The sequence below is a fragment of the Agrobacterium sp. CG674 genome (assembly GCF_053521645.1).
Genome location: NZ_JBNWDZ010000003.1, coordinates 455,801 through 480,328 on the forward strand (window position 1 = coordinate 455,801; position 24,528 = coordinate 480,328).

Consider the following 24,528-nt stretch of genomic DNA (forward strand, 5'->3'; position numbering starts at 1 on the left):
CATGGTATCCAAGATCCTCATCGCCAATCGCGGCGAAATCGCCCTTCGCGTTCTGCGCGCTGCAAAGGAGCTCGGCATTCCAACTGTTGCCGTGCACTCCACGGCTGACGCAGATGCCATGCATGTGCGCCTTGCCGACGAAAGCGTCTGCATCGGCCCACCGCCTTCGCGTGACAGCTACCTGAACATTCACCAGATCGTTGCCGCCTGCGAAATCACAGGCGCTGACGCCGTTCACCCCGGTTACGGCTTCCTGTCTGAAAACGCGAAGTTTGCGGATATCCTGGATGCGCACGGCATCACCTTCATCGGGCCGACCGCCGACCACATCCGCATCATGGGCGACAAGATCACTGCCAAGCAGACCGCTCTTGAACTCGGAATTCCCGTAGTTCCCGGCTCTGATGGCGAAGTGAAGCCTGAGAACGCCCTGGAAATCGCTCGTAAGATCGGCTTCCCCGTTCTCATCAAGGCAACAGCCGGTGGCGGCGGACGCGGCATGAAGGTCGCGAAAGACGAATCGGAAGTTGAAGAGGCCGTTTCCACAGCCCGTTCCGAAGCGCTTGCCGCTTTCGGTAACGACGCGGTGTACATGGAAAAATACCTCGGCAAGCCACGCCACATCGAGGTTCAGGTTTTCGGTGACGGAGAAGGCAAGGCCATCCACTTGGGTGAACGCGATTGCTCGCTCCAGCGCCGCCACCAGAAGGTTCTCGAAGAGGCCAACTCACCTGCGTTGACGGTTGAGCAGCGCATGAAAATCGGCGAGATTTGCGCTGATGCAATGCGCAAGCTGAAATATCGCGGTGCCGGCACCATCGAATTTCTCTATGAGAACGGCGAGTTTTATTTCATCGAAATGAACACCCGTCTTCAGGTGGAGCATCCGGTCACGGAAGCCATTACCGGTATGGATCTTGTGCAGGAGCAGATTCGCGTTGCGTCCGGCCAGGGCCTTTCGGTTACGCAGGATGAGGTAAAGTTCAATGGCCATGCCATCGAATGCCGCATCAACGCTGAAGATCCCCGCACCTTCGTGCCATCTCCGGGTACGCTGACCTATTTCCACACGCCCGGCGGTCTTGGCGTTCGTGTCGATTCAGGCGCTTATCAGGGCTACAAGATCCCGCCATATTACGACAGCATGATCGGCAAGCTGATCGTGCATGGGCGTAACCGTGACGAGTGCATTCGCCGCCTTCGTCGCGCACTCGACGAGTTCGTCGTGGACGGTATCAAGACCACCCTGCCGCTGTTTCAGGATCTTCTGCAGAACGAAGACATTCTGAAGGGCGACTACGACATTCACTGGCTGGAAAAATATCTGGCCGGCGACGCGAAGTAAGAGATGGGAAGGCGCAGCAGAAATAACGATATAGACGTCGATATTCTGCTGCGCGCCTACTCCATCGGCCTGTTCCCAATGGCCGATTCGGCAGATGACCCGGAACTGTTCTGGGTAGAGCCGGAAATGCGGGGCATTATCCCGCTTGATAATTTTCATGTATCCAAGAGCTTGGCCAAAGCCATCCGAAAAAGCCAATTTGAAATCCGCTTCGATACGAATTTCGAAGGCGTGATGGCCTCATGCGCTCAGGAAGCGCCCGACCGCCCCAGCACCTGGATCAACAAAACAATCCGCCGCCTCTACACCGAACTTCATGAGATCGGCCACGCCCACAGCGTGGAAGCATGGGATGGCGATGAGCTTGTCGGCGGTCTATACGGGGTGTCTCTAGGCTCTGCGTTTTTTGGCGAGAGCATGTTTTCCAGACGCACGAACGCCTCGAAAATCTGCCTCGTGCATCTGGTTGAGCATTTGAACAAAAAAGGCTTCACGCTGCTCGATACGCAGTTCACGACAGATCATCTGAAGACGTTCGGCGCCATCGATGTTCCCAAAGCGGAATATGCGAAAATGCTAGAACCAGCGGTTAACCGCCCAGATCTCGACTTTTAAGATGTTAGATTATTTGCTCGCGGCCGCTGGTGCGGGGACATCTGATTCCTGCTTGCAGTTGGTCAGCCACACGTCATAGATCGGGTGCTCAACGGCATTGAGGCCGGGGCTGTCTGCAAACATCCAGCCTGTGAATATCCGCTTTATCTTGCGATCAAGCGTGATCTCGTCGACTTCAATAAATGCATCGATCTTCTGCGCTTCGGTGTCGTCACGCGAGTAGCAGACCTTTGGTGTAACCTGAAGCGCGCCGAACTGGACCGTCTCGTTCAGATAAACGTCGAACGAGGTGATGCGCCCTGTGATCTTGTCGATACCGGAAAAAACCGCAACGCGATTTTCAATGCGGGCGGCGGAAGCGGGAAATGCAAAGCCAGCGATTGCCGATAGCGTCAGAACCGACATAGCCAGTGCACGCAAAGAAACATCTCGCGTGAATTTTCCCATATGGAACCGTCTCCAGAAATATTGCCTCCGCGACGTTAGCGGAAGTTCAACGCCTACAGGCGGAATGTGGCAAAAACGGGTGATAATGACGCGCTGAGATTAGAGACAGGCGCGCCACGCACCAAGGCAATCAGTTACCGGGTGTCCAGGCGTCGTAGTCACCGGTTACGCGTGGACGCTCGCCTGCGGCGGCCAGAGAACCCTGCGGGCGATAGGCCTGCGACGTGCCAGTCATATTTGGCTGGTGTGGCTTCTGCCATTCGCGCGCCGTGTAGCTTTCCTGGCTCGGTGGAACATCGGTGCGGTAGTGCATCCAACCATGCCAGCCGGGAGTGATTGCAGACGCGTCGGCATAACCGTTATAGATCACCCAACGGCGCGGCATGCCCCAAGACGTCGTACCACCCTCATAGTAGGTGTTGCCCAACTCGTCCTGTCCAACCTTCTTGCCGAAACGCCATGTGTGAAAGCGTGTTCCGATTGTCTGGCCGTTCCACCAGGTGAAGATTTGCGTCAGGAGAGTCTTCATTGTCAATTCCTCGGCTGTGAGTGCACCGCAGCGATCAAATGTGCGCAGCACAGCACAAGCTTATGCCGCTCCACGCATCAATTGTCCAGTATTTCCAACATTCAGGGTCGCTATTTCAGCGGGATCCTGACACAGTTTGGTTGATTGTTGCGCTTATCTTGCCAGCGTCTTTTCCATGGCAATACCGGGCAACCCGGCGACACCCGCCATCCGCTCGACTCGATCAACCTCCGTGAAGCCCAGGCCCTCGTAGAAAGCTATCGCGACCGAATTTTTTGGCTCGACCTCAAGACGCATGATCTCTGCATCCGGAAAACATGTTTCCAGTTCTGCAAAGATATCGCGCCCGACACCCTGCCGCTGGAAATGGGGATCGACATAGAGCTGATGCAGCAGCGCGGTCTTCGACATGTTGCTCGACATGGCGGCATAACCCATTCCGCCAATGCGCTTTCCATCGTCAGCGACCAGAAACTCGCCACCCTTTTTCTGCACGCGCTCTTTCATCGCGGTTGGCGAGTGCCAGTCCGTGATCAATTGACTGACCCGTGGCGCGCCATAAATCGCATCATAGGTAGCATGCCACGTGCGAGCCAGAAGCGCCCTCACCGGCTCGATATCGCGCTCACTGGCGGTGCGTATGAAAAACACCATGAACCTCCGTCGCAGAATGAAAACGCCGGGAGTAATCCCGGCGCAAAGAATGTTTTTGACTGCTTTGTTCCTTCGCCGTCATCACCGGGAAAAGTCCCAGCACAACGGCTAGGGCACGTTCTATTACTCGATGCCGAGCTTGGCCTTCACCAGATCCTGAACGGCCTGCGGGTTGGCCTTGCCGCCCGTGGCCTTCATAACCTGACCGACGAACCAGCCGGCCAGCGTTGGCTTCGCCTTGACCTTCTCAACCTGATCCGGGTTTGCAGCAATTATTTCATCCACGGCCTTCTCGATGGCGCCCGTGTCAGTGACCTGTTTCATGCCTCTGGCATCAACAATCTCAGCCGGGTTGCCGCCTTCGTTCCAGACGATTTCGAACAGGTCCTTGGCAATCTTGCCAGAGATTGTGTTCGCCTTGATCAAATCGATGATGCCGCCAAGCTGATCGGCAGAAATCGGTGTTTCTTCAATGCTCTTGCTGGACTTGTTCAACGCGCCCAGGAGATCGTTGATGACCCAGTTTGCAGCGATCTTGCCATCGCGTCCTTCGGCCACCACCTCGTAATAATCCGCAATGGCTTTTTCAGAAACCAGGATCGATGCGTCATAGACCGACAGACCAAGCTCGCGCACGAAACGCGCCTTTTTGTCATCTGGCAGTTCTGGAAGGTCTTTGCCCATCTTTTCGATGAAGGCATCGTCGAATTCCAGGGGCAGCAGGTCCGGGTCTGGGAAATAGCGGTAATCGTGCGCGTCTTCCTTGGAGCGCATCGAGCGTGTCTCTCCCTTGCCGGGATCGAACAGACGCGTTTCCTGATCGATCGAGCCGCCATCTTCGAGAATCGCAATCTGGCGGCGCGCCTCGTATTCGATGGCCTGACCTATGAAGCGGATGGAATTGACGTTCTTGATTTCGCAACGCGTGCCAAATTCTCCGCCCGGCTTGCGGACAGAAACGTTCACGTCTGCACGCATGGAGCCTTCGTCCATGTTGCCGTCGCAGGTGCCGAGATAGCGCACGATAGACCGCAGCTTCGTCATATAGGCCTTGGCCTCGTCAGATGAGCGCATGTCAGGCTTCGACACGATTTCCATCAGTGCAACGCCGGAACGGTTCAAATCCACATAGGACATGGTCGGATGCTGGTCGTGCATGGACTTGCCCGCATCCTGCTCCAGATGGAGGCGTTCAATGCCGATCTCTATATCTTCGAAGTTGCCCTGACGGTCAGGACCCAGCGAGATGATAATCTTGCCTTCGCCAACGATGGGGTCCTTGAACTGCGAAATCTGATAGCCCTGCGGCAAATCGGGGTAGAAATAGTTCTTGCGATCGAAGATGGAGCGCTTGTTGATCTGCGCATTGAGCCCGAGGCCGGTACGCACGGCTTGCGCCACGCATTCCTCGTTGATGACGGGCAGCATGCCTGGCATGGCGGCATCAACCAGAGACACGTTGGAATTCGGTGCATTCCCGAATGTCGTGGACGCGCCCGAAAACAGCTTGGAATTGGAAAGAACCTGAGCGTGAACTTCCATGCCGATGACGATTTCCCAATCGCCGGTCGCGCCGGGAATGAAGCGTTTTGGGTCTGGTGTGCGCACGTCTACAAGGGTCATATCAAGCTCATAAAATACGGAATTTCTGTCTATGCTGAGGTAGAACAATTGGCACCGAGGCGCAAGGCTTGTCGCGCCGCACAAGCCGAGGCCTCCCGATTTCGACACGCCGGGCACCAACTTTTTACAATTTTCACGTCCATTGCCAGCATGATCACCCTCGCATTGGCACTAGCCACCTATCTTGCCGTCAACCTGCTCGTCTTCCTCATCTATTGGTGGGACAAGGAGGCAGCAAGAAATGGCGGCTGGCGCGTGCGCGAAAGCACGTTACTGTGGCTGGCGTTTCTGGGTGGGAGCATGGGCGCGGTGCTGGCGCAGAAATTGCTACGTCATAAAACCCGAAAAGAACCGTTCCGCAGCTACCTGCTCGCAATCATCGTGCTTCAGATCGGAATCATCTTATCTCTGCTGATTGCGCCGCACTGGCCCGCAACTGCATTGGAAGCGTTCACAGCTATGACTCAAAATCCAAAGCCGTAACCCGTCACATCCATATCAATGAGTTGTTTTTGAAGGCCCACCGACTGCACTTCACGATCAAGCTTGGTTGAATATTTCATTGAAAACCAGCTGACGCTGTAACCGTGTTTTCGGAAGAAGGAGACTGCCTGATCGTTCTGGGCATGACTTTCGAGCTCGGCAACGGGCAAGCCGCGCTCCACAATCTGCTGTTCGAGTTTCGCTAGTAACGCTGTACCAACACCTTGTCGTTGGTAGGCCGGATCAACCCAGAAATCGGTTATCATCTCATCGAAATGTTCACGGGCGGCCCAACCGACCACAACACCCCGCACCTCTGCCAGGGTTATCGCCTGCCAGGTTGAAAATGCGAAACTCTCGAATGCTGCGCGGGCATTGTCACGCAATGCTTCTGTCACGCCAATTGCCGATGTGGCGTTTACCCAGGCACGCAACCCGATATTTGCCAGCAGGGCTGCGTCCGCTTCTTTGGCCGCACGAATAAGGATCACAAGCTGTCTCCATCTGTGGTTCGAAAGCCGCGCAGATAAAGCTTGGGTGAAAGCCGCCGCGTTGCAGCGACAGCTCTCGCTTTCAAATCAGGCAAAACGCCGATCAGGTCCGCTCGATACGGATAACCTGCGGCTCGTTGACCAGATATTTTTCGCTCTTGATGGCTTTGACGGCCTTGCGGATCGCGTCTTCCATGGTCGCATGCGTAACAAGGATAATGGTTTGCGCGCCGCCTTCAACGGGAACGCGCGAATGCTGCACGATGGATTCCAGCGAGATGTTGTTTTCCGCCATCCGTGTCGCGATGCTAGCGAAAACGCCGGCCTTGTCCTTCACTGTCAAACGAATGAAATAACCACCTTCATGGCTCTTCATCTTGGCGCGGCGGTATTGTGTCAAGGATTTGGCAGGGCGGCCGAGAACCGGCACCTGCTGGGCGCCAGGGCGGCTCTTGGCAATATCTGCGATATCACCGAGCACGGCAGATGCCGTGGCACTGCCGCCTGCGCCGGGGCCAACCATCAGCAACTCGCCAAGAATATCCGACTCAACGGCAACGGCATTGGTCACTCCATCAACCTGCGCAATGACAGAATCCAACGGCACCATGGTGGGGTGAACGCGCTGCTCGATACCGGATTCGGTAACCTGCGCCACACCAAGCAGCTTGATGCGATAACCGAGATCGGCAGCAGCCTGAATATCTTCGATGGAGATATTCGAAATGCCTTCGAGATAGATGTCATCGGCCGAAATCTGGCAGCCAAAGGCCAATGTCGTCAGGATTGCGAGCTTGTGGGCGGTGTCGTTGCCCTCGATATCGAATGCAGGATCGGCCTCGGCATAACCCAGGCGCTGCGCTTCCTTCAGGCAGGCTTCAAAGGAGAGCCCTTCCTTTTCCATCTTGGTCAGGATGTAATTGCAGGTGCCGTTCATGATGCCGTAGATGCGCGACACGTTGTTGCCGGTCAGCGATTCGCGCAGAGCCTTGATGATAGGAATTCCGCCAGCCACTGCCGCTTCGAAGTTCAGCAGCGCGCCTCTCTCTTCCGCGAGAATGGCAAGCTCGACACCATGTTTGGCAAGCAGCGCCTTGTTGGCTGTTACCACATGAACGCCGCGCGACAATGCCGCACGCACTGCGTTTTCAGCGGCGCCGGAAGCGCCACCAACGAGTTCCACCAGAACATCGATTTCGGCATTTTTAGCCATGTCTTCTGGCGTATCGAACCAAGTAATACCGGCAAGATCCAGACCACGATCACGCGAACGATCACGTGCGCTGACTGCAATAATCTCGATTGCGCGTCCGCAGGTAATCGCAAGTTCGTTGCTTCTCTGCTGGAGGATGCGCACGAGCGAAGAGCCGACAGTGCCGAGTCCCGCTATGCCGATTCTCAATGAATCTGCCATTGGTATATTCCTGATTTGCTGACATGGAGAGGTGGCCGGAAGCGGCCACCCGGTTGGTGCCCTTAACGGTGGGCGTTAAGCGAAACGACGTTGTGCAATGTATCGTCCGCTGTTGCCAGAAAGCGCTTTAAATTGCGCGCAGCCTGACGAATTCGGTGCTCGTTCTCAACCAGAGCCAAGCGAACGTAATCGTCGCCCATTTCACCGAAGCCCACACCTGGAGCGACGGCGATATCGGCCTTCTCGACCAGAAGCTTGGAAAACTCCAGCGATCCGAGATGGCGGAATTTCTCTGGAATTTTGGCCCATGCGAACATGGTGGCCGCTGGTGGCGGAACCTCAAAGCCTGCCTTGCCAAACGTATCGACCATCACATCACGGCGACGGCGGTAAACGCTGCGCACTTCAGCGATATCGGAGCCATCACCGTTCAGTGCGTGGGTCGCAGCAACCTGAATTGGCGTGAATGCGCCATAGTCCAGATAGGATTTCACACGCGTCAGCGCGCTGATCAGCCGCTCGTTGCCAACGGCAAAGCCCATGCGCCAACCGGGCATGGAGAACGTCTTGGACATGGAGGTGAACTCTACGGCGACGTCCATGGCTCCGGGCACTTCCAGAACCGAAGGCGGCGGGTTGTTGTCGTCGAAGTAGATCTCGGAATAGGCAAGGTCCGAAAGCACGATCAGATCATGCTTCTTGGCGAAGGCGATGATATCCCGATAGAAATCCAGCGACGCAACATGCGCCGTTGGGTTGGACGGATAGTTGATGATGAGCGCAAGCGGCTTGGGAATGGAGTGGCGCACAGCGCGCTCCAGGGGGCCGAAAAAGGTCTCATCCGGCTCGACATTCATGGAGCGAATAACGCCGCCTGCCATCAGAAAGCCGAAGGCATGAATGGGATAGGTCGGGTTCGGACACAGAATCACATCGCCAGGCGCGGTGATGGCCTGCGCCATGTTGGCGAAGCCTTCCTTTGAACCAAGCGTGGCAACAACCTGGGTATCGGGATTGAGCTTCACGCCAAAGCGGCGAGCGTAATAGCCGGCCTGCGCGCGGCGAAGGCCAGGAATGCCCTTGGACGAAGAATAGCGATGCGTGCGCGGGTCCTGAACCACTTCGCAAAGCTTGTCGACAATAGCCTTTGGCGTCGGAAGATCAGGATTGCCCATGCCAAGGTCGATGATGTCAGCCCCACCCGCTCGCGCGCTCGCTTTCAAACGGTTAACCTGTTCGAACACGTATTGCGGCAGACGCTTGACCTTGTGAAACTCTTCCATCTTTTCCTCGTGGACATGAGCCGAACGACCGGCTCACAAAAGCATTCGTTTTTTGATTCCAGATACAGCCGACACGAACAAATCGGGCCTGTAAAACTGAGTGTAACGTATGTGCTGGAAAACACGAATTTGTTTTCACAGCAACCAGCTTGTTTGCAGGTTTAGCGCCACCGCGCCAAAACCTGCATAACGCGAGTTTTTTCTAAATTGCAAGGCAAGCCACCGCGTTTGGCGGCGCGACCTGCCAATCAGCCGCGCTCACCATTCACAATTACAGATCGGATCACCGAAAGGACCCGCTCCGGCTCAATGTTGGTGCAAACCTGCTGGCTTGGATATCCATCCCAGTTACCGGGTGGAAATCCCACGCCATCCGGCTTCTGGATGGTCTGGCCATCGGCAATGCCGCCGCACACAACGCGGACGGCACCACTACGGGTCTCAAACATTTCAGGATTGGTCAGATAAACGCATGCGCATGAGTCGTGCACGACCATGCCATCACCCGTGCGCTGGCTGTAAAACTCGATATAGAATTGCGATAGATCAGACAGAAGCTGGACATGGGAACCGCCCTCTTTCGCCATATCTGCCATGAATTTCGATGTCATCACGGTGCGTGTGGTTACATCGAGGCCTACGATGGTTACAGGCCATGGTGCGGTGAACACCAAGTCTGCGGCTTCTGGATCCCCGTGAATATTCGCCTCAGCGGCAGGGCTGACATTGCCATTGATATCAAACGCGCCACCCATGATGATGACGCTCTTCACCAAAGATGCAAAGTCAGGATCTTCGCGCAAAGCCAAAGCGAGGTTCGTCATGCGCCCCACGGCGATGAGCGTCACTTCACCCGGATTTTCCTTGACCGTATCGATGATAAATCTGTGCGCCGGACGGGGATCGAGCGGCAGGTCGATGGCGGCAGGCACGCCTATATTGCCAAGACCGTCGTCGCCGTGAATGAATGTCGGCCAGTGGCCTTCGGGACGCTCGGGATTGAATGTCACGCCTGCGCCTTTGGCCACAGGTGCCGTCATCTGCCATTGCTGCTTCAGAAACAGCGCGTTGCGCGTCGTTATATCGAGCGGCGCGTTGCCGAAAACAGTGGTTACGCCGACAAGGTCAATATCGGGATGCCGATGCAGATAAAGCAATGCCATTGCGTCATCGATGCCGGGGTCCGTGTCGAAAATAACCTTGTGCATGGGGTAATCCTTGAATTCGCCTAGAGTAGAATCGCCCAATAAAAGACGACACATGGAGACCAGCATAAACGGCGCTACAGTTGACGCAATGCCCTCAACGCATGCGAGGAAAAGCATTGCAAGCCTGACAATTAGGTGACAGAAGCGGGCGACCTCATAGCCCTTCCGGAATACTTGCCGTGCACGAATTTGCTCTCAATATTTTTGTGATTCTCTTTTTCGTTGCGATTTTCGCGGGCTTTGTGGATTCCATCGCGGGCGGCGGTGGCCTGATCGCCATTCCCGCCATGCTGATTCTGGGCATTCCACCGCTGGAAGCCTTGGGAACCAACAAGCTTCAAGCGCAATTCGGCTCAGCATCGGCAACGATCGCCTATGCCCGCCGTGGACATGTTGACTTGAAGAAACAGTTTCCGATGGCGCTGATGGCATTCATTGGCGGCATATTTGGCGCTATGACGGCCTCTTTCGTGCCACCAGATACGCTTCGCATGATTATGCCGTTTCTTCTCATCATCATCGCGCTCTATTTTGCCTTCAAACCGAACCTCAGCGATCTTGATAGCCACCAGAAAATCGCGCCGTTCGTTTTTGGCGTGACGATTGTTCCGCTGATCGGTTTCTATGACGGTGTGTTTGGCCCAGGCGCTGGCTCGTTCTACATGCTCGCGTTCGTAGGCCTTGCCGGCTTTGGCATGCTGAAGGCCACAGCGCACACAAAGCTTCTGAACTTCGGCTCGAATTTCGGTAGCTTTCTCGTCTTCACGTTCAGCGGCGCGATTTTATGGAAGCTTGGCCTTGTCATGGGGTTTGGCCAATTCCTGGGCGCTCAGATGGGGTCGCGGCTGGCCATGAGTAATGGTGCAAAGATCATTCGGCCTTTGCTCGTCGTCTCATGCCTCGCAATGGCGTCAAAGTTACTTTTTGACGCTGGCGCAGCGTCGTTTATCAGCCTGTTTTTGCAAAACATCTTCGGGGCCTGATAGCCTCAACTGTTTTCCATGGCGACCATTTCGTGGACCTCTTGAAGAACGACCACAGCGCCTATGATTTCATTGTTGGCTGTCCGCAATGGGCTCATGCGACAACGGATCTTGTATTCGTCCTGATCGCGTCTGCCGCGATGAAGGTAATCTACCAGTTGACCTGAAAAGCATCGGTCGAACGCGGGTTTGGCCATAGAGTCAAAGCTTTTTTCGCCAATGAATTCCGACACATGTCGACCGACGACAGCAAGTTGTGAATAGCCAAGAAACTCAGCATTGACGCGATTGGCATAAAGATAACGGTAATCTCTCGTAACAACGCCGATACGGTCAGGCAAGCTGTCTAGGATGGCTTCGTTAAAGAGTGGCTGAGCCTGCGCATTGAATGAATGGCTATTTGCGTTTTGGACAAGAAGCTGATGGCAGCAGTCGTAACCTTCGTTTACACCGCGAAAATACCGATCAATCAGCATGGACATAGCGGCACTGCGGCGCGTCACACTGGATCTATCGTCCGCTTCATCGCGGATGAGACCATTCAAGAACTGCAATTGCCTGTAGGCATCTTCTCGCGTGCGCGCACGATAGGAAAGGATATCTGCAATCATCGGCTCCAACTCTCGATCAAGCAGGCGAACGAGATCGTCATGACCGTTAGCAACGGCCTGCTTAAGTTGCACGCATTTCAGCGAAAACGCATCGAAGAGCTCAATCACTGGAGTCTCCATCCTATAACAGACATTTCCCAAACCGCCCAATCGTCAGCAAGATAGCACAGCCGATTTCAGGCACATCGAAAGGAACGCCTTCCTCTCAAAATAGTTCCATTGAAACGCCGATTCATGCTCGACCGCTAGACAATCAAATCTGAGTGGACTTTCTCGATCAACTTAAAAGCGCGAAACAAAAATTAAGATTAGAGGCGTTTATAAACCAGCTGTAGTTGCAGCATCAATACTAAGGCAAGATGACGCGTCAATACACTAGTTTTTACCTGTTCGCGGCCGAATCGCCGTCGATACGCGTGAAGCTTCCCGCGTCGAGCGCAAGAAAGGATATGTTTTGTTGCTGATACGCTATTACGTTACGTAAGAGCGTTTGTGAAAAAGCTGCGACTTTGCTTGGGTGAAGTCTGTACGACCAACGGACTATGCAATCGCCCTGTTTCGACGATCCGCGAGTTCTTTGACAGTGATGATCGCGCCGACGAGCTTGTAGGATGGTGAATAGCAGGGAGACATTTCATAGGAGCGCACCACAGTGCGTCCTTCGATCGTCTCTGCATACGTGTATTTTGCGGGTTGCCCCTTGAAGCAAGCGTCCAGCTTTTCGCGCAGGGCCTGCTGAAAATGATGTACGCCAATGAATTCCGCAATATGGCGCCCAACAAGATCGTTCGTTGTAGCGTCGTAACAAAGCGCGTTGATGGCATTGGTGTAATTGATGCGATAACCAGGCGAAACAACGAAAACACGCGCATCCAGATCGTCGAGCTTGTCCTCGTCCAGAATGACGTAGGGACTCCACGTTGTCGATTCGCCATCCGGCGCCACACCATCGTATGGAAGTCCGGCACCGATATAACGATCCACCAGCTTGCGCAGAAGTTCCGAATTGCGTTGCACGCAGCCAGTGTCTTCTGCTTCTTCATTCAATAGATCGATAGCGAAGCGGAACTGCTCCAGCACCTCGGCAGAGCTCATGGTTTGACGGCTCGTAATGCCTTCAAGCAAGGTATCGAGTTCACGATCAAGATTCGTTATAGTCTGAGCATCATTACGACCAACGGCGCCTTTCAGCTCCGAATATCGTTGCCAGAACAAGTCAATCAACGCTTTCAACTCGATACTCCCCCGGCTGATCCAATGCCAGTCGCATGTTCAATACGCTCAGGCCCAGCGGTACAAGACTGGTATAATGCGCCACTGTTAAAAAAAGACGTAACGAGGATGCCGCACTGCACATAGAATAAATAACACACGCATGGCGGTTTTAACAAATCCTAGAAATTGTGACGAATAAGGTGCAGTCACAACTTATAGAACATTACTCCCATGCCTCGATATGCGGCGGTCTTTTTAAATACTATTCTTGATATGCCACCGGTCATGATACCACAACCATTGGCCTGGGTATTCACGCACCCAGCTCTCAACCTTGTCGTTAAGCAGCTGAGCGGTCTTCTGAACGTCGACACTGCCGTTTTCGTTCAACGGTATCTCGACTTTGGGTTCGATTTCCAACCGATAACGATTATCGGGAAGTCGAACACAGCGGGCGGGAAACACATCACAACCGAACTGCCGCACAAGCTTAGCCAGCAAAGGGTTCGTCAACACGTCATTGCCGAAGAATTTTGTGGGCAAGCCCTTCCTGAATTTCTGGTCTACCAGAACCCCAATACCGCCACCCTTTTCCAGTTGGCGCGCTAGCGCAAAGGACGAGCCGGCGTGAGATGGCACGAGGTTGCCCATGCGCTCCTTGCGGAAATCAAAGATACGTTTAGCAACATAGGGATTGTTTGGGGGACGGAACAAAACCGCAACATCGAGCCCGAAAGCGGAACCCGCGACGGCCAGAAGTTCAAAATTTCCGGAATGCGCCGTAAAGACGATAAACGGACGTGGATTCTCTCGCAGCTCAAGAAACGTATCGGTACCGATAACCTCCACCCTGCCCGGCTTCGGATTGGCAGGATCGAAGTCGAAGAGGCGGTCGAGAAAGACGTATTCGGCCGCTAGACGACCCATATTACCCCAACTGTCGAGAGCGATCTCGGCGCGTTCTTCCTCCGATTTCTCAGGATAAGCGCGCTTCAGGTTTACCAGCATCAGCTTGTGGCGAGAGGTTTTGGGGCCAATCTTACGCGCAAGCCTGTCTGCGAACCGGATGGCCGGGTCGGCAGGTGCAAGCTTTAGAAGGTTCAGCGCACCGAAAGCGAGTGTCGCATTCAGCCACTGACGAAATTTCTCGAACGCCAGAACGGCGCGAGTGATAAACATTTTCAAAAGGATCAATCCATCCGTAGGACGATTTTGCCGAAGACCTGACGGCTTTCCATCCGCTCCAGCGCCATCTCGATAGTATCGAACGTTACTTCGGTATCGATGACGGGATGCACAAGGCCGCGCGCCATTTTTTGCATCGCATCTGCCATGTTTTCCATGCGGCAGCCAAAGGAGCCCAACAATTTCAACTGCTGTTGGAACAGCATCATCAAGTTGATTTCCGAAGAAACGCCTGATGTGGAGCCGCATGTGACAAGGCGTCCACCGCGCTTGAGGCAGAACATAGAACCGGCCCAGGTGTCTTTGCCGACATGTTCGAAGACGACATCAACGCCCTTCTTCTTGGTCAGCTTGCGCACCACGCCTTCAAAACGATCAACGCGGTAGTTGATGACGTGGTCGGCGCCGAGTGCCTTGGCGCGTTCAATCTTGTCGTCAGAACCAACCGTGGTGATCACGGTGCAGCCCATCTTCTTGGCAAGCTGGATCGCAGCGGAACCAATACCGGAACCGCCAGCATGGATCAGGATCGTTTCACCGGGCTGAAGCTTGGCATTGTCAAACAACATGTGTTCGACAGTCCCAAACGTTACGGGTGCAAGAGCAGCAGCCACAGCGTCAATGCCGGGCGGTGCAAGCACGAGCTGCCGGGCGGGAATGTTGATCTTTTCCTGCGCAAAGCCATCCAGGTGAAATCCGTGCACACCCGCCACGTTTTCGCAGAGGTTATCCCGGCCGGCCACACAGTGGTGGCAGCGTCCACAGGTACGGGCACCGTAGATTGACACCAATTGCCCAGGCAAGACGTTGGACACGCCCGGGCCGATAGCCTCGACAACACCAGATGCTTCCGCACCAATTGTCAGCGGCATCTTTCGTTTGGCAAAGGCCATGCCGCGCCAGCCCCATACATCGATGTGGTTGAGCGCAACAGCCTTGACCCGAAGCGTTACTTCGCCGGGAGCCGGTGCTTCAGGCTCGGGCAATTCCACTCTCTCAAGCTTACGATCATCAACGAGTTGCAAAGCGCGCATAGTAAAAGTCCTTCGCCCGAAGGCGCTAAAGATTTAGATCTGAGAGACCGATTAAGCCGGTTCCCGCGTCATGACAAGGCTTGCGTTCTGGCCGCCGAAGCCGAACGAATTGGAAAGCACGGCGCTTACCTGCGCATCGCGCTTCACATTGGGCACCACGTCCAGTGCAATCGTCGGGTCAGGGTTGGTGTAGTTGATCGTCGGTGGAACGGTGCCGGTCAGCATTGTCTGCAACGAAAATACGGCTTCGACCGCACCCGCCGCCGTCAGCGTGTGACCGATCATCGATTTGTTGGATGACACCGGGATCGACTTCAGCCCCTCGCCAAACACAGCGAGCATGGCACCATATTCCATCTTGTCGTTCTCGGGCGTGGAGGTGCCGTGCGCGTTGATATAGTTGATATCGCCTTCGGACACGCCTGCATCGGCAAGAGCCGCGCGAATGGTGGCGATAGCGGGGCCACCATCCGGCGAGGAGCGCGTGCGGTGGAAGCTGTCAGCCTTTTCGCCAGCGCCCTTGATGATGCCGAGAACCTTGGCACCGCGAGCAATAGCGGATTCCAGCGATTCCAGCACAAGCGTTGCAGCGCCTTCCGCGATCACGAAACCATCGCGGTCCTTGCTGAAGGGCTTGGATGCCTTTTCCGGTGGATCATTCTGCGTGGAGAGAGCCGACAGCAGCGAAAAGCGGATGAGAGCTTCAGCACTCACTGAGCCGTCTGTCGCAACGGTCAAGGCGCGCTCGGTGCGGCCCTGCCTGATAGCCTCAACGCCAAGCTGGATAGCGGTGGCACCAGACGCACATGCGGTGGACAATGTGACAGGCAATCCACGCGTACCGAAGCGATCTGCCAGACGCTCGGAGATGGCGCCAAACAGAGCCGCCTCCTGAAATTCGGGATCTGGACGCTCGCGCAACGCCGCCATGAAGCGGTCATAGGCGTCGCCCGGCTTTTCAGCAGGCGGCGAACGATCGCCAAGCTCGAAGCGGGCGCTCCATTCCGGCTCGATGGGCGGCGCGGCCAGAAACAACGGGCCGTTGAAATCGCCTGAAAGCCCAGCCTGCGCCAACGCTTCGATGGTGGTTTCGCGGGCAAACGCATAGGAGCGCTCGACCGAGTTGGGCTTGGGGATTTCGATGAAATCCACCGTGCCGCAAATCCGCGTGGACAGGTTGTCCGTGGGGAAGCGGGTGATTTTATGGATACCTGATTTGCCTGACGTCAGCGCATCCCAATTGTCTTTCAGCCCTTGGCCGAGCGATGTGAGGATGCCCATGCCGGTCACGGCAACGATGGGGCGACCGAGGTGATCCTTAAAATTGCTGGATGCCATGGTGTCTACTCCTCAAATATCTTTGGAAAGAACGGCAACGCCTTCGCCGCGAACATGGCCAACCGTCGTTACCACCGCCTGAGCAGCGGCAGACGCCATTGGCTTCTCAGCGGAACTATCGAAGGCGGGAACCTTCGCATCGCTGTTGAGCGCAAGCGCTGCAAGCGCAAGGCCCAGCGGAAACTGTGCTTCAAGCCCATGGCCCGTAAACCCGCCAAAACCACGAATGGCAGCCTGTGGCAGGACTTGCGCAAGCACATGGTTTTCGCGTGATGTCACAGCGCCATAACCGCTGGCACCCGAAAAGACGACAGTGTCGGCAGCATCCGTGGCAGGTGCTAGGAGCCGCTCGAACCTCTGTTCAAACTTCCCATCTTCGCGTGAACCACGATCCCCTTCGATGGCGTCGATACGCGCGTAAATTTTTGCGCCTCGGGCCTCAGCGCGTTTGCGCGATTCCAGCACGAGGAATGCACCAACAGAGCCAGTGATCATGCCACCGCCCTCACCCTCAGCCCGCGACCAGAGCGGCTGCCATTCGCCTTGCGCGTGGGCTCCGATTGCTTCAAACAACAACGTCATGTCAGGACGCTCGGCGGCAAAAGCACCACCCACCAGCGCGTGGCTCGATTCGCCAGAACGGATTCGGTAAAATGCGGTTTCGACAGCGGAAATGCCCGCCGCTTCTTCACCCATAAATGTGCGCGAGGAACCTGTGACCTTGTGAACGATGGAAATGTTACCGGCCATGAGGTTGGAAAGCTGCGCGAGAAACAGGGTTGGACGAAGCTCGGTTGTGAGCTTCTCGTTCAACATCACTTCGCGATCGTTGCGCTTCATGCCCTCGTCAATGATGAGCGTATCGACATTGATATCGCGCTCGCCACCACCTGCCGCCACGATCATGTCCATCGTGCCACATGCTTCTGCGTCGTCTTTCAGACCCGCATCATCAAGCGCCAGACCGGCTGCGAATACGCCGAGACGCTGCCAGTTTTCCATCTGGCGCTGATCCTTGCGTCCAATCTGGCTGGACCAATCGATCTCTGGCAGGGGATGGATCGGGTAAGGCGCGAATTTTTCGGTTTCGACAATCGCTTCCGGGGCCGTGCTTGCGCAAAGCAAGGCAATATGGGCATCGATACCGACGCCATGACAGGTCACGATACCGACCCCGGTGATCACCACATCATTGTCAGACTTCATTATCCGTCATCCTTCGTCGCTTGCCGGTCATGGAAAACAGGCCAGCTTACCAAAGCGGTGAAAACCGCACGTGCCATGCGGAATAATGCTCACAATGCAGCTTTGCAATGGCGAAGGCCCAAAGAGCCCCCGCTATGCATCAATTTTCACCTGTTAAATGTTATGAATCGAGCAGTTTGCCCGCTCAGACAGACGTATCGGCCGCGATGGCCGCCATCAGGCCGATTTCTTCGGCGCGCTTTTTCACGATGGGACCCAGCGGAATTTCGCTAAACGGCATGGTGCGCAGCTTCAATTGCGCGTCGCATACCTTCTTGCCGTCAGATGTTATTTTGGCTTTTGTCACCGCAAAGCCAGATCCGTCATGTTCCAGATAGGCTTCGATATCGAGCACTGCATTTGGCTCGACAAAAGTGCGCATCTTCGCACCATCAACGGTCATCAGAAACGGCATCGCGGCAAAATCGGTCATCGCCAGAACGAGCATTCCGGATGCCTGAGCCATAGTCTCGATCAACAGAACACCGGGAACGAGCGGCATCCCGGGAAAATGCCCCTCAAAGACAGGGCTGTTCTTCGGCACGACGGAGCGAGCCTTCAGGATACGCGCAGAACGATCGATGGATTCGATACGGTCCACCATCTGGAAATATTCTAGAAGCATGTTCCGTCCGTAGAATGTTTGAGTTGCGGATAGCGTAGAGAACCACTGCTATGGTGGACAAGACTGCACGCCCGCTTTGCAGAAAGGCCCGCCTCATAGACGGGCCATCCACAATCAGCCCTTGGCTGCTTTCAACTCGTCAATCTTTGCGCAGAGGTTCTTCAGAACGAAGTATTCCTCGGTCGAAACCTTGCCTTCGTTAACTTCCTGCGTCCACTGTTCCAACGGGATCTTGATGCCGAATTCCTTGTCGATCGCAAAAACGATGTCAAGGAAGTCGAGGCTATCGATGCCCAGATCATCAATCGTGTGGCTTTCCGGCGTAATGGTTTCGCGTTCGATTTCGCTTGTGTCAGCGATAATATCTGCAACCTTATCGAATGTAGCTGTCACGCCAATATTCCTTCGTGTCTCTTTATGTATGACGCTCCACATAGGGAACTTGCGCAAAAAAGCCAATGGTTTCGTGAAGTATCCTGGAAATTTCAGAGCAAAGTGTTGCTTAAACAGCAACCGAATGCCGCCCGCGACCGTTCGAAAGATAGGTGTCGAACGTGGCCGCGATGCTTCTGGCAAAGGGCTTGCCCGCATCTGACAATCTGAAAATGCCGTCCTCGATGACGACAAGACCATCCCGATCTCGCATTGCGAAGTCTCTGGCCTCAGTTGCCACACCATAACCCACGGAGCCGTGGATCGCACAAAGAGTGGTGAGGTCGAGGGCGAAATCACACATGATCTTCTCGATGACGAAGCCGCGCACCCGGTCCTCGTCTGATAGTGCGATGCCGCGCACCACGCAAAGACCATCACCATCCGCCATGCGCTCATATTCACCAGTGGCCGGCATGTTCTGAACATAGCCCTGCGGCAATTTGCCGATGGCCGATGCACCAAGCCCGATCAGGGCATCGGCGCAATCATCCGTATAGCCCTGAAAGTTTCGCTTCAGAACGCCGTTCTTCAACGCGACCGCAAGCTTGTCGTCAGGCTTTGCAAAGTGGTCGATACCAACTGCGACATATCCTGATGCAACAAGCATATCTGCCGCCATCGTCATTTGCTGGTATCGCTCCATAACATCTGGCAGCGCATCCTCGGCGATCATCGTCTGGTGTTTCTTCATCCATGGCACATGGGCGTAGCCGAAGAGCGCGATGCGGTCGGGGTCAAGAGAGATGATCTGCTCTACGGTGTCGCCCAGCGTATCAAGCGTCTGATGCGGAAGGCCGTAGAGAATATCGCAATTGACCGAATGAACGCCCCTCGCCCGCACTGCGTCCACCACCGATTTCGTCTGCTCAAACGTCTGGATGCGGTTGATGGTCTGCTGCACCTTCTCATCAAAATCCTGCACACCGAGACTGGCCCGCGTCATCCCGATGGCGGCCAAGGCATCGTAACGCCCCTCGTCCAGATCATTGGGATCCATTTCGACGCTGATTTCGACATCAGGCGCAAAATGGAATGAGTCGCGCAGACAATCCATCAATGCCGTGAGGTCCTCAGGCTTGACCATAGTGGGCGAGCCGCCACCAAAATGCACGGCCGTTACCCTGGCGTCTCGTGATACATGCGCGCCAACCTTCAAAACCTCCCGATGCAAGGATTTCAGGTAGGTCGCAATCGGCTCGTATTTCAATGTGTGCTTGGTGTGGCAGGCGCAAAACCAGCATAATCGGTCACAATAGGGAATGTGAATATAAAGGGAAATACTGTTGGATTTATCTAACTCCCTGAGCCACGAAGTATAGATTCCGAAATCCACCCCATCATGGAAGTGTGGCGAAGTAGGATAGCTCGTATAGCGCGGAACAGCGGCACCATATTTGTGAATGAGATGCTCAGTCAAAACGCAATTCCCTCTTAGCATATATCAATTCTGCGACTATAAAATACAGGCTGCGACAGTTTGAAACTTTGACTTCGATCAATTCGGGGCGTAAAGATTGGCATCTCAAAGCCGTGGGGGATTACGGCTTGTCGGGGTGGGATGAATGAATACCAAGCGATTGGTATCACAGCTTTGCCGCGACCTTCAGGATCGGGAAGCACTATGGACACGTTACAGCGAAGCATACACAACTCCGACCTTCCAGTGGTATGTCGGTCCTGTGAAGCACGGCATGGCGGTCTCTGCGGCGTCTTGCTTCCGCAACAGCTCGTCGAGTTGAACAGGCATTCCAGCCGCAGGAAGATCGAACTCGGCCACGAGATGCTCGGCCAGGGTGAGCAGGTGGAATATTACGCCAACATTCTCAAAGGTGTGGTGAAATTATCCAGAGTTATGGCGGATGGTCGCCAGCAGATCGTCGGCCTGCAATTTGCACCCGATTTCCTCGGACGCCCCTTCATCCATGAAAGCAGCATGACGGCGGAAGCCGCCACCGAAGTGGAAATCTGCAGCTTTCCACGCCGCATTATCGACCGCATGGTTGGCGAAATTCCAAGCATGGAGCGGAAGCTTCACAGCCAGTCTCTGAAAGAACTCGATGAGGCACGTGACTGGATGCTGACACTGGGCCGCAAGTCGGCGCAGGAAAAAGTCGCAAGCTTTCTCTATCTGATAGCGACTCACATAGACCCGGAATCCGAGGACAAATCCTGCTTTGACTTGCCTTTGTCACGCGCCGATATCGCAGACTTCCTGGGACTGACCATCGAGACCGTCAGCCGCCAGATGACGAAACTGCGCAAAGAGGGTCTGATCAAGATCGAGAACAATCGTCATATCACTGTGCCGGATATGCTGTCTCTCAATATGGCGGCAGGAAATGACTGACAGGCAGAAACGAGCCTAGCGAACCTGCATCGCATAGCTAGAGATCATCGATGGTGCCTTGGCTGGTGCAGGCTGGAATAATGACGCCCCGACGATCAAACCGACAATGATATATTTCATGGTTACGCCCCCCAGCGCTTGCGATGTTTTCTACCTCGCTTGGCTGAAACTATAACCCGGAAGTTGCATATGCCCATTTAAAGAAAGCGGTTAGCGGCTGGCTTAGACAAAGCGTAAAATCATAAGCTGGGCGATAAGGTCTCGTTAAGACTTGTCTTATTGAGATGCAGCAGGTGTTGCGACAGGCTTTTGATTTTCGGAGAGCGCACGCAGCTCGGCAACCCGGCGCTTATATTCCTTCTCGGAAATCTGACCCCGGCTCCGGGCATTTCCAAGCCGCGTCATAGTTGTTTCCATCGAGGTGGCTTCGTCGTCCTGCATTTGTGGCAGAGCGGCCGTCATCGGCGTGGCGAAGGTTGGATAGGTTCCCGTGTCACGCTTTTGCGAAACCGGCGAAGCATCAACATTGCGTGGCCCGACAACCTCAGCCGCGGGACGCTTCATGTTGGCGGGTGCAACGACGGGTTCAAGATTTTGGCAACCGGCCAGAAGCGGCAGCGCAAGGCCAAAAACGGAAAAGACAGTCGCCGCTCTCACGCTCACCATATGCTTGCCCATCCCTTGTCCCGCCTGTAACGAATTATTCAAATACACAACGCCGTGATCCATAGCGTCTCTGTCGCTGGAACTTGTATTCGTTTTCATGCAGAATGTGCAAACACAAAAATGCACCGGAGTACAATGTATGGCAGGCACTGACGGCGGGGGGAGAGACGAAGGAGACAAGCAAAAGGGCTTTGATCCTAAATCCGCCGAAGCCTACATAGTGCGGGATCCGCAGGCCTTTGCCATGAACGTGGCCAAGGCACTGGAAAATCTGGGAAAAGCCGCATCGGAATGGATCGCTCCGCGTGAGCGGGGGGAGATCCCGCAAACCAGTGCCAGCCCCATGAGTGATCTGTTTCAAACATTATCCGATGTCGCCGAATATTGGATGGCAGAACCAAAGCGCTCTGTCGAAGCGCAGACACATCTGCTCTCCAGTTATTTCGACATATGGCAAAAATCTGTCTCTCAACTCTCCGGTGACGATGCCAACGGGCAAGAAAAGCCGGACAGCCAGCCACGGCACAAGCGCTTTGCCGACGAGGAGTGGCAATCGAACCCGTTCTTTGACGCTTTGCAGAAAGTGTACCTCGTCACCGCCGCATGGGCAGAGCGCATGGTAACGGATGCGGAAGGTTTGGACGAAAAGACACGCCAGAAGGCGCGATTCTACATGCGTCAGGTGACGGAAGCGATTTCCCCCGCCAACTTCGCCTTCACCAACCCGCAGGTCTTTCGTGAGACGGTGGCCACAAGCGGCGCAAACCTGGTGAAAGGCATGGCCCAACTGGCCGAGGACATGGCGGCGGGCAATGGCAATATCAAACTGCGCCAGACCGATTACAGCAAATTTGTCATCGGCCAGAATATTGCCGTCACCCCCGGCAAGGTGATTGCCCGCAGCGATCTCTGCGAAATCATCCAATACGCTCCCTCAACTGAAAAAGTGCTGAAGCGACCCCTGCTGATCATCCCGCCATGGATCAACAAGTTCTATATCCTCGATCTCAACGCCCGCAAATCCTTCGTCAAATGGTGTGTGGACCAGGGGCATACCGTGTTCATGATCTCCTGGGTAAACCCGGATGTGCGCCATGCGGAAAAGGGCTGGGACGACTACACGCAGCGAGGAATCGAGTTCGCTCTCGACGCGATAGAACAGGCAACCGGCCAAAAGCAGATCAATGCGGTGGGCTATTGCATCGGCGGAACGCTGCTTGCCTCGACGCTAGCGCTGCATGCCCAACAGAAAAACAAACGCATACGTTCGGCCACGCTGCTCGCAGCACAAACGGATTTTACCCATGCCGGCGACCTGAAGGTCTTCATAGACGAGCAGCAACTGGCCGCACTCGACGCCCATATGAAGGCCGTGGGGTATCTGGATGGTACGATCATGGCTAGTGTCTTCAATATGCTCAGAGCATCCGACCTGATCTGGCCTTATGTCGTGGATAATTATCTGCGCGGGGCGCAGCCTCCACCCTTTGATCTCCTCTACTGGAATTCCGATTCGAGCCGCGTGGCTGCTGCCATTCACTCGTTTTATCTGCGCAACTGCTATCTGGAAAACAATCTGGCAGAAGGGCGCATGCAGGTCGCGGGCAAAGTGGTCAATCTCAAGCATATCGAGATACCCATCTACAATCTTGCCGCCCAAGATGACCATATAGCGCCAGCCAAATCCGTGTTCGCAGGCGCGGATCTTTTCGGCGGTCCTGTCGAATTCGTCCTAAGCGGCTCCGGCCACATCGCAGGTGTCGTCAATCCGCCTGAGATGGACAAATACCAATATTGGACAGGCGCATCACCGACTGGTGACTTTGATGCCTGGCAACAGGCAGCCGAGACCCGCAAAGGATCTTGGTGGCCACACTGGCAAGTGTGGATCAAAGCGCAAGACAAGCGCAAGGTTGCCGCCCGCCTACCCGGCGATGGCGCCCTGCCCGCCCTTTGCGATGCGCCGGGCACTTATGTGCTTGAATAAGCGCGAAGCGCGCACAACACTGCGCCATGATCTTTGATTCTCCGCTCATTCCAGCGACGCTCATCTCACGCTACAAGCGTTTCCTCTTCGATGCCGTGCTGGAGGACGACACCACGATCACGGGCTCCTGCCCCAACACCGGCTCCATGCGCGGTTTGACAGCGCCGGGTTCGCGCATCTGGCTGTCGCAACATGACAGCCCGACCCGCAAATACAGGTACTGTCTGGAACTGGTGGAGGCGGATGGCACAATCGTCGGCATCAATACCGGCATGCCAAACAAGCTTGCGGATGAAGCCATACGAGAGCAGCGCGTGCCATCATTAGCCGGCTATACGACCGTCAGGCGCGAGCAGAAATACGGCATCAATTCGCGAATCGATTTTTTGCTCTCAGCACCGGGCAGGCCGGATGCTTATGTGGAGGTGAAAAACGTGCATTTCATGGGCCAGAAGGGCCTCGCGGAATTTCCCGATACCGCCACCAAGCGTGGTGCAAAACACCTTGAAGAACTGGGCGATGTGGCACAGGCAGGCTACCGCGCAGTCATGCTTTACCTCATCCAGCGAAGCGATTGCGACCGTTTGCGCATCTGTGGCGATCTCGATCCGGTCTATTCCGCCGCCTTTCAGAGGGCCATGCAGCGCGGCGTGGAAGCCTATGCCATAAAATGCAACGTCTCATCGCGGGAAATCATTGCAAATCAGATCGTGGCAATAGACGACGGGCACCAAGCTGCTTTATAAAACAAAGCATTAAAAGACA

General features: G+C 55.0%; 25 protein-coding genes. 7 read left to right on the forward strand and 18 right to left on the reverse strand.

The features are described 5' to 3' along the window. Position 1 precedes the first annotated feature (1 nt). On the forward strand, positions 2 to 1,345 hold the full coding sequence (gene accC, locus ACQZ51_RS11415) for an acetyl-CoA carboxylase biotin carboxylase subunit (RefSeq protein ID WP_243256122.1): 1,344 nt from the start codon (positions 2 to 4) through the stop codon (positions 1,343 to 1,345). Positions 1,346 to 1,348: 3 nt separating this feature from the next. Further along, entirely contained in the window at positions 1,349 to 1,960 is a 612-nt protein-coding gene (gene aat, locus ACQZ51_RS11420) for a leucyl/phenylalanyl-tRNA--protein transferase (RefSeq protein WP_192066472.1), read from the forward strand. A 9-nt stretch (positions 1,961 to 1,969) separates the two neighbouring features. On the opposite strand, the gene ACQZ51_RS11425 is transcribed toward aat, so the two are convergent. From ACQZ51_RS11425 to gatB, 4 genes are all read right to left on the reverse strand, one after another. Next, on the reverse strand, positions 1,970 to 2,407 hold the full coding sequence (locus ACQZ51_RS11425; protein ID WP_448777270.1) for a DUF2155 domain-containing protein: 438 nt from the start codon (positions 2,405 to 2,407) through the stop codon (positions 1,970 to 1,972). Positions 2,408 to 2,537: 130 nt separating this feature from the next. Beyond that, on the reverse strand, positions 2,538 to 2,936 hold the full coding sequence (locus ACQZ51_RS11430) for an NADH:ubiquinone oxidoreductase subunit NDUFA12 (RefSeq protein WP_448777272.1): 399 nt from the start codon (positions 2,934 to 2,936) through the stop codon (positions 2,538 to 2,540). Positions 2,937 to 3,089: 153 nt separating this feature from the next. Then, positions 3,090 to 3,587, reverse strand: coding sequence for an N-acetyltransferase family protein (locus ACQZ51_RS11435; protein WP_448777587.1), 498 nt, complete (start codon positions 3,585 to 3,587; stop codon positions 3,090 to 3,092). A gap of 126 nt (positions 3,588 to 3,713) precedes the next feature. Beyond that, on the reverse strand, positions 3,714 to 5,213 hold the full coding sequence (gatB, locus tag ACQZ51_RS11440; protein WP_448777274.1) for an Asp-tRNA(Asn)/Glu-tRNA(Gln) amidotransferase subunit GatB: 1,500 nt from the start codon (positions 5,211 to 5,213) through the stop codon (positions 3,714 to 3,716). A gap of 48 nt (positions 5,214 to 5,261) precedes the next feature. Here gatB and ACQZ51_RS11445 point away from each other — a divergent pair, with 48 nt between their 5' ends. After that, positions 5,262 to 5,696, forward strand: a complete 435-nt coding sequence (locus tag ACQZ51_RS11445) for a DUF1294 domain-containing protein (RefSeq protein WP_448777276.1) — start codon at positions 5,262 to 5,264, stop codon at positions 5,694 to 5,696. On the opposite strand, the gene ACQZ51_RS11450 is transcribed toward ACQZ51_RS11445, so the two are convergent. From ACQZ51_RS11450 to ACQZ51_RS11465, 4 genes are all read right to left on the reverse strand, one after another. Then, a complete protein-coding gene (locus ACQZ51_RS11450) occupies positions 5,678 to 6,187 on the reverse strand; it encodes an N-acetyltransferase family protein (RefSeq protein ID WP_448777277.1) in 510 nt (169 codons plus the stop codon). The genes ACQZ51_RS11445 and ACQZ51_RS11450 overlap by 19 nt on opposite strands. 103 nt (positions 6,188 to 6,290) lie before the next feature. Next, entirely contained in the window at positions 6,291 to 7,601 is a 1,311-nt protein-coding gene (locus tag ACQZ51_RS11455; protein ID WP_448777279.1) for a homoserine dehydrogenase, read from the reverse strand. A gap of 62 nt (positions 7,602 to 7,663) precedes the next feature. After that, a complete protein-coding gene (locus ACQZ51_RS11460; protein WP_192066481.1) occupies positions 7,664 to 8,884 on the reverse strand; it encodes an LL-diaminopimelate aminotransferase in 1,221 nt (406 codons plus the stop codon). A gap of 248 nt (positions 8,885 to 9,132) precedes the next feature. Then, a complete protein-coding gene (locus ACQZ51_RS11465) occupies positions 9,133 to 10,092 on the reverse strand; it encodes a nucleoside hydrolase (RefSeq protein ID WP_448777281.1) in 960 nt (319 codons plus the stop codon). 179 nt (positions 10,093 to 10,271) lie between these two features. Between ACQZ51_RS11465 and ACQZ51_RS11470 the strand changes: the two genes are divergently transcribed. Beyond that, the gene (locus tag ACQZ51_RS11470; RefSeq protein WP_448777283.1) at positions 10,272 to 11,075 is read left to right on the forward strand and encodes a TSUP family transporter; all 804 of its coding nucleotides are present in this window, start codon (positions 10,272 to 10,274) and stop codon (positions 11,073 to 11,075) included. A 5-nt stretch (positions 11,076 to 11,080) separates the two neighbouring features. Here the strand turns inward: ACQZ51_RS11470 and ACQZ51_RS11475 are convergent, their stop codons facing one another. The 9 genes from ACQZ51_RS11475 to hemN all read right to left on the reverse strand — a co-directional run bounded on the left by ACQZ51_RS11475 (position 11,081) and on the right by hemN (position 20,180). Next, the gene (locus ACQZ51_RS11475; RefSeq protein WP_448777285.1) at positions 11,081 to 11,794 is read right to left on the reverse strand and encodes a PAS domain-containing protein; all 714 of its coding nucleotides are present in this window, start codon (positions 11,792 to 11,794) and stop codon (positions 11,081 to 11,083) included. Positions 11,795 to 12,226: 432 nt separating this feature from the next. After that, a complete protein-coding gene (locus ACQZ51_RS11480; protein ID WP_448777287.1) occupies positions 12,227 to 12,919 on the reverse strand; it encodes a hypothetical protein in 693 nt (230 codons plus the stop codon). Between the two features lie 237 nt (positions 12,920 to 13,156). After that, positions 13,157 to 14,080 carry a lipid A biosynthesis lauroyl acyltransferase gene (locus tag ACQZ51_RS11485; protein ID WP_448777289.1) on the reverse strand — a complete coding sequence of 308 codons (924 nt, stop codon included), beginning with the start codon at positions 14,078 to 14,080 and terminating at the stop codon, positions 13,157 to 13,159. 11 nt (positions 14,081 to 14,091) lie between these two features. Then, positions 14,092 to 15,120 (reverse strand): zinc-binding dehydrogenase, encoded by a 1,029-nt coding sequence (locus ACQZ51_RS11490; protein WP_042619613.1) that lies wholly within the window; start codon positions 15,118 to 15,120, stop codon positions 14,092 to 14,094. 51 nt (positions 15,121 to 15,171) lie between these two features. Continuing rightward, positions 15,172 to 16,458, reverse strand: coding sequence for a beta-ketoacyl-ACP synthase (locus ACQZ51_RS11495; RefSeq protein ID WP_448777291.1), 1,287 nt, complete (start codon positions 16,456 to 16,458; stop codon positions 15,172 to 15,174). Positions 16,459 to 16,470: 12 nt separating this feature from the next. After that, complete coding sequence (locus tag ACQZ51_RS11500) at positions 16,471 to 17,667, reverse strand: beta-ketoacyl-ACP synthase (RefSeq protein ID WP_448777589.1); 1,197 nt, start codon at positions 17,665 to 17,667, stop codon at positions 16,471 to 16,473. A 181-nt stretch (positions 17,668 to 17,848) separates the two neighbouring features. Continuing rightward, positions 17,849 to 18,328, reverse strand: a complete 480-nt coding sequence (locus tag ACQZ51_RS11505) for a 3-hydroxyacyl-ACP dehydratase FabZ family protein (protein WP_448777293.1) — start codon at positions 18,326 to 18,328, stop codon at positions 17,849 to 17,851. Between the two features lie 114 nt (positions 18,329 to 18,442). Then, positions 18,443 to 18,721 carry an acyl carrier protein gene (locus ACQZ51_RS11510; RefSeq protein ID WP_042619617.1) on the reverse strand — a complete coding sequence of 93 codons (279 nt, stop codon included), beginning with the start codon at positions 18,719 to 18,721 and terminating at the stop codon, positions 18,443 to 18,445. A 109-nt stretch (positions 18,722 to 18,830) separates the two neighbouring features. Continuing rightward, the gene (gene hemN / locus ACQZ51_RS11515; protein WP_448777294.1) at positions 18,831 to 20,180 is read right to left on the reverse strand and encodes an oxygen-independent coproporphyrinogen III oxidase; all 1,350 of its coding nucleotides are present in this window, start codon (positions 20,178 to 20,180) and stop codon (positions 18,831 to 18,833) included. A 204-nt stretch (positions 20,181 to 20,384) separates the two neighbouring features. Between hemN and fnrN the strand changes: the two genes are divergently transcribed. Next, positions 20,385 to 21,110: a transcriptional regulator FnrN gene (gene fnrN, locus ACQZ51_RS11520; RefSeq protein ID WP_448777296.1), complete on the forward strand. Its 726-nt coding sequence runs from the start codon at positions 20,385 to 20,387 to the stop codon at positions 21,108 to 21,110. A gap of 276 nt (positions 21,111 to 21,386) precedes the next feature. Here fnrN and ACQZ51_RS11525 read toward each other — a convergent pair whose 3' ends face one another. Beyond that, positions 21,387 to 21,776: a hypothetical protein gene (locus tag ACQZ51_RS11525; RefSeq protein ID WP_448777298.1), complete on the reverse strand. Its 390-nt coding sequence runs from the start codon at positions 21,774 to 21,776 to the stop codon at positions 21,387 to 21,389. 139 nt (positions 21,777 to 21,915) lie between these two features. Here ACQZ51_RS11525 and ACQZ51_RS11530 point away from each other — a divergent pair, with 139 nt between their 5' ends. Both ACQZ51_RS11530 and sfsA read left to right on the forward strand, forming a co-directional pair. Then, positions 21,916 to 23,763, forward strand: a complete 1,848-nt coding sequence (locus ACQZ51_RS11530; protein ID WP_448777300.1) for a PHA/PHB synthase family protein — start codon at positions 21,916 to 21,918, stop codon at positions 23,761 to 23,763. A 26-nt stretch (positions 23,764 to 23,789) separates the two neighbouring features. Beyond that, positions 23,790 to 24,509: a DNA/RNA nuclease SfsA gene (gene sfsA / locus ACQZ51_RS11535; RefSeq protein ID WP_448777302.1), complete on the forward strand. Its 720-nt coding sequence runs from the start codon at positions 23,790 to 23,792 to the stop codon at positions 24,507 to 24,509. Positions 24,510 to 24,528: the final 19 nt, after the last annotated feature.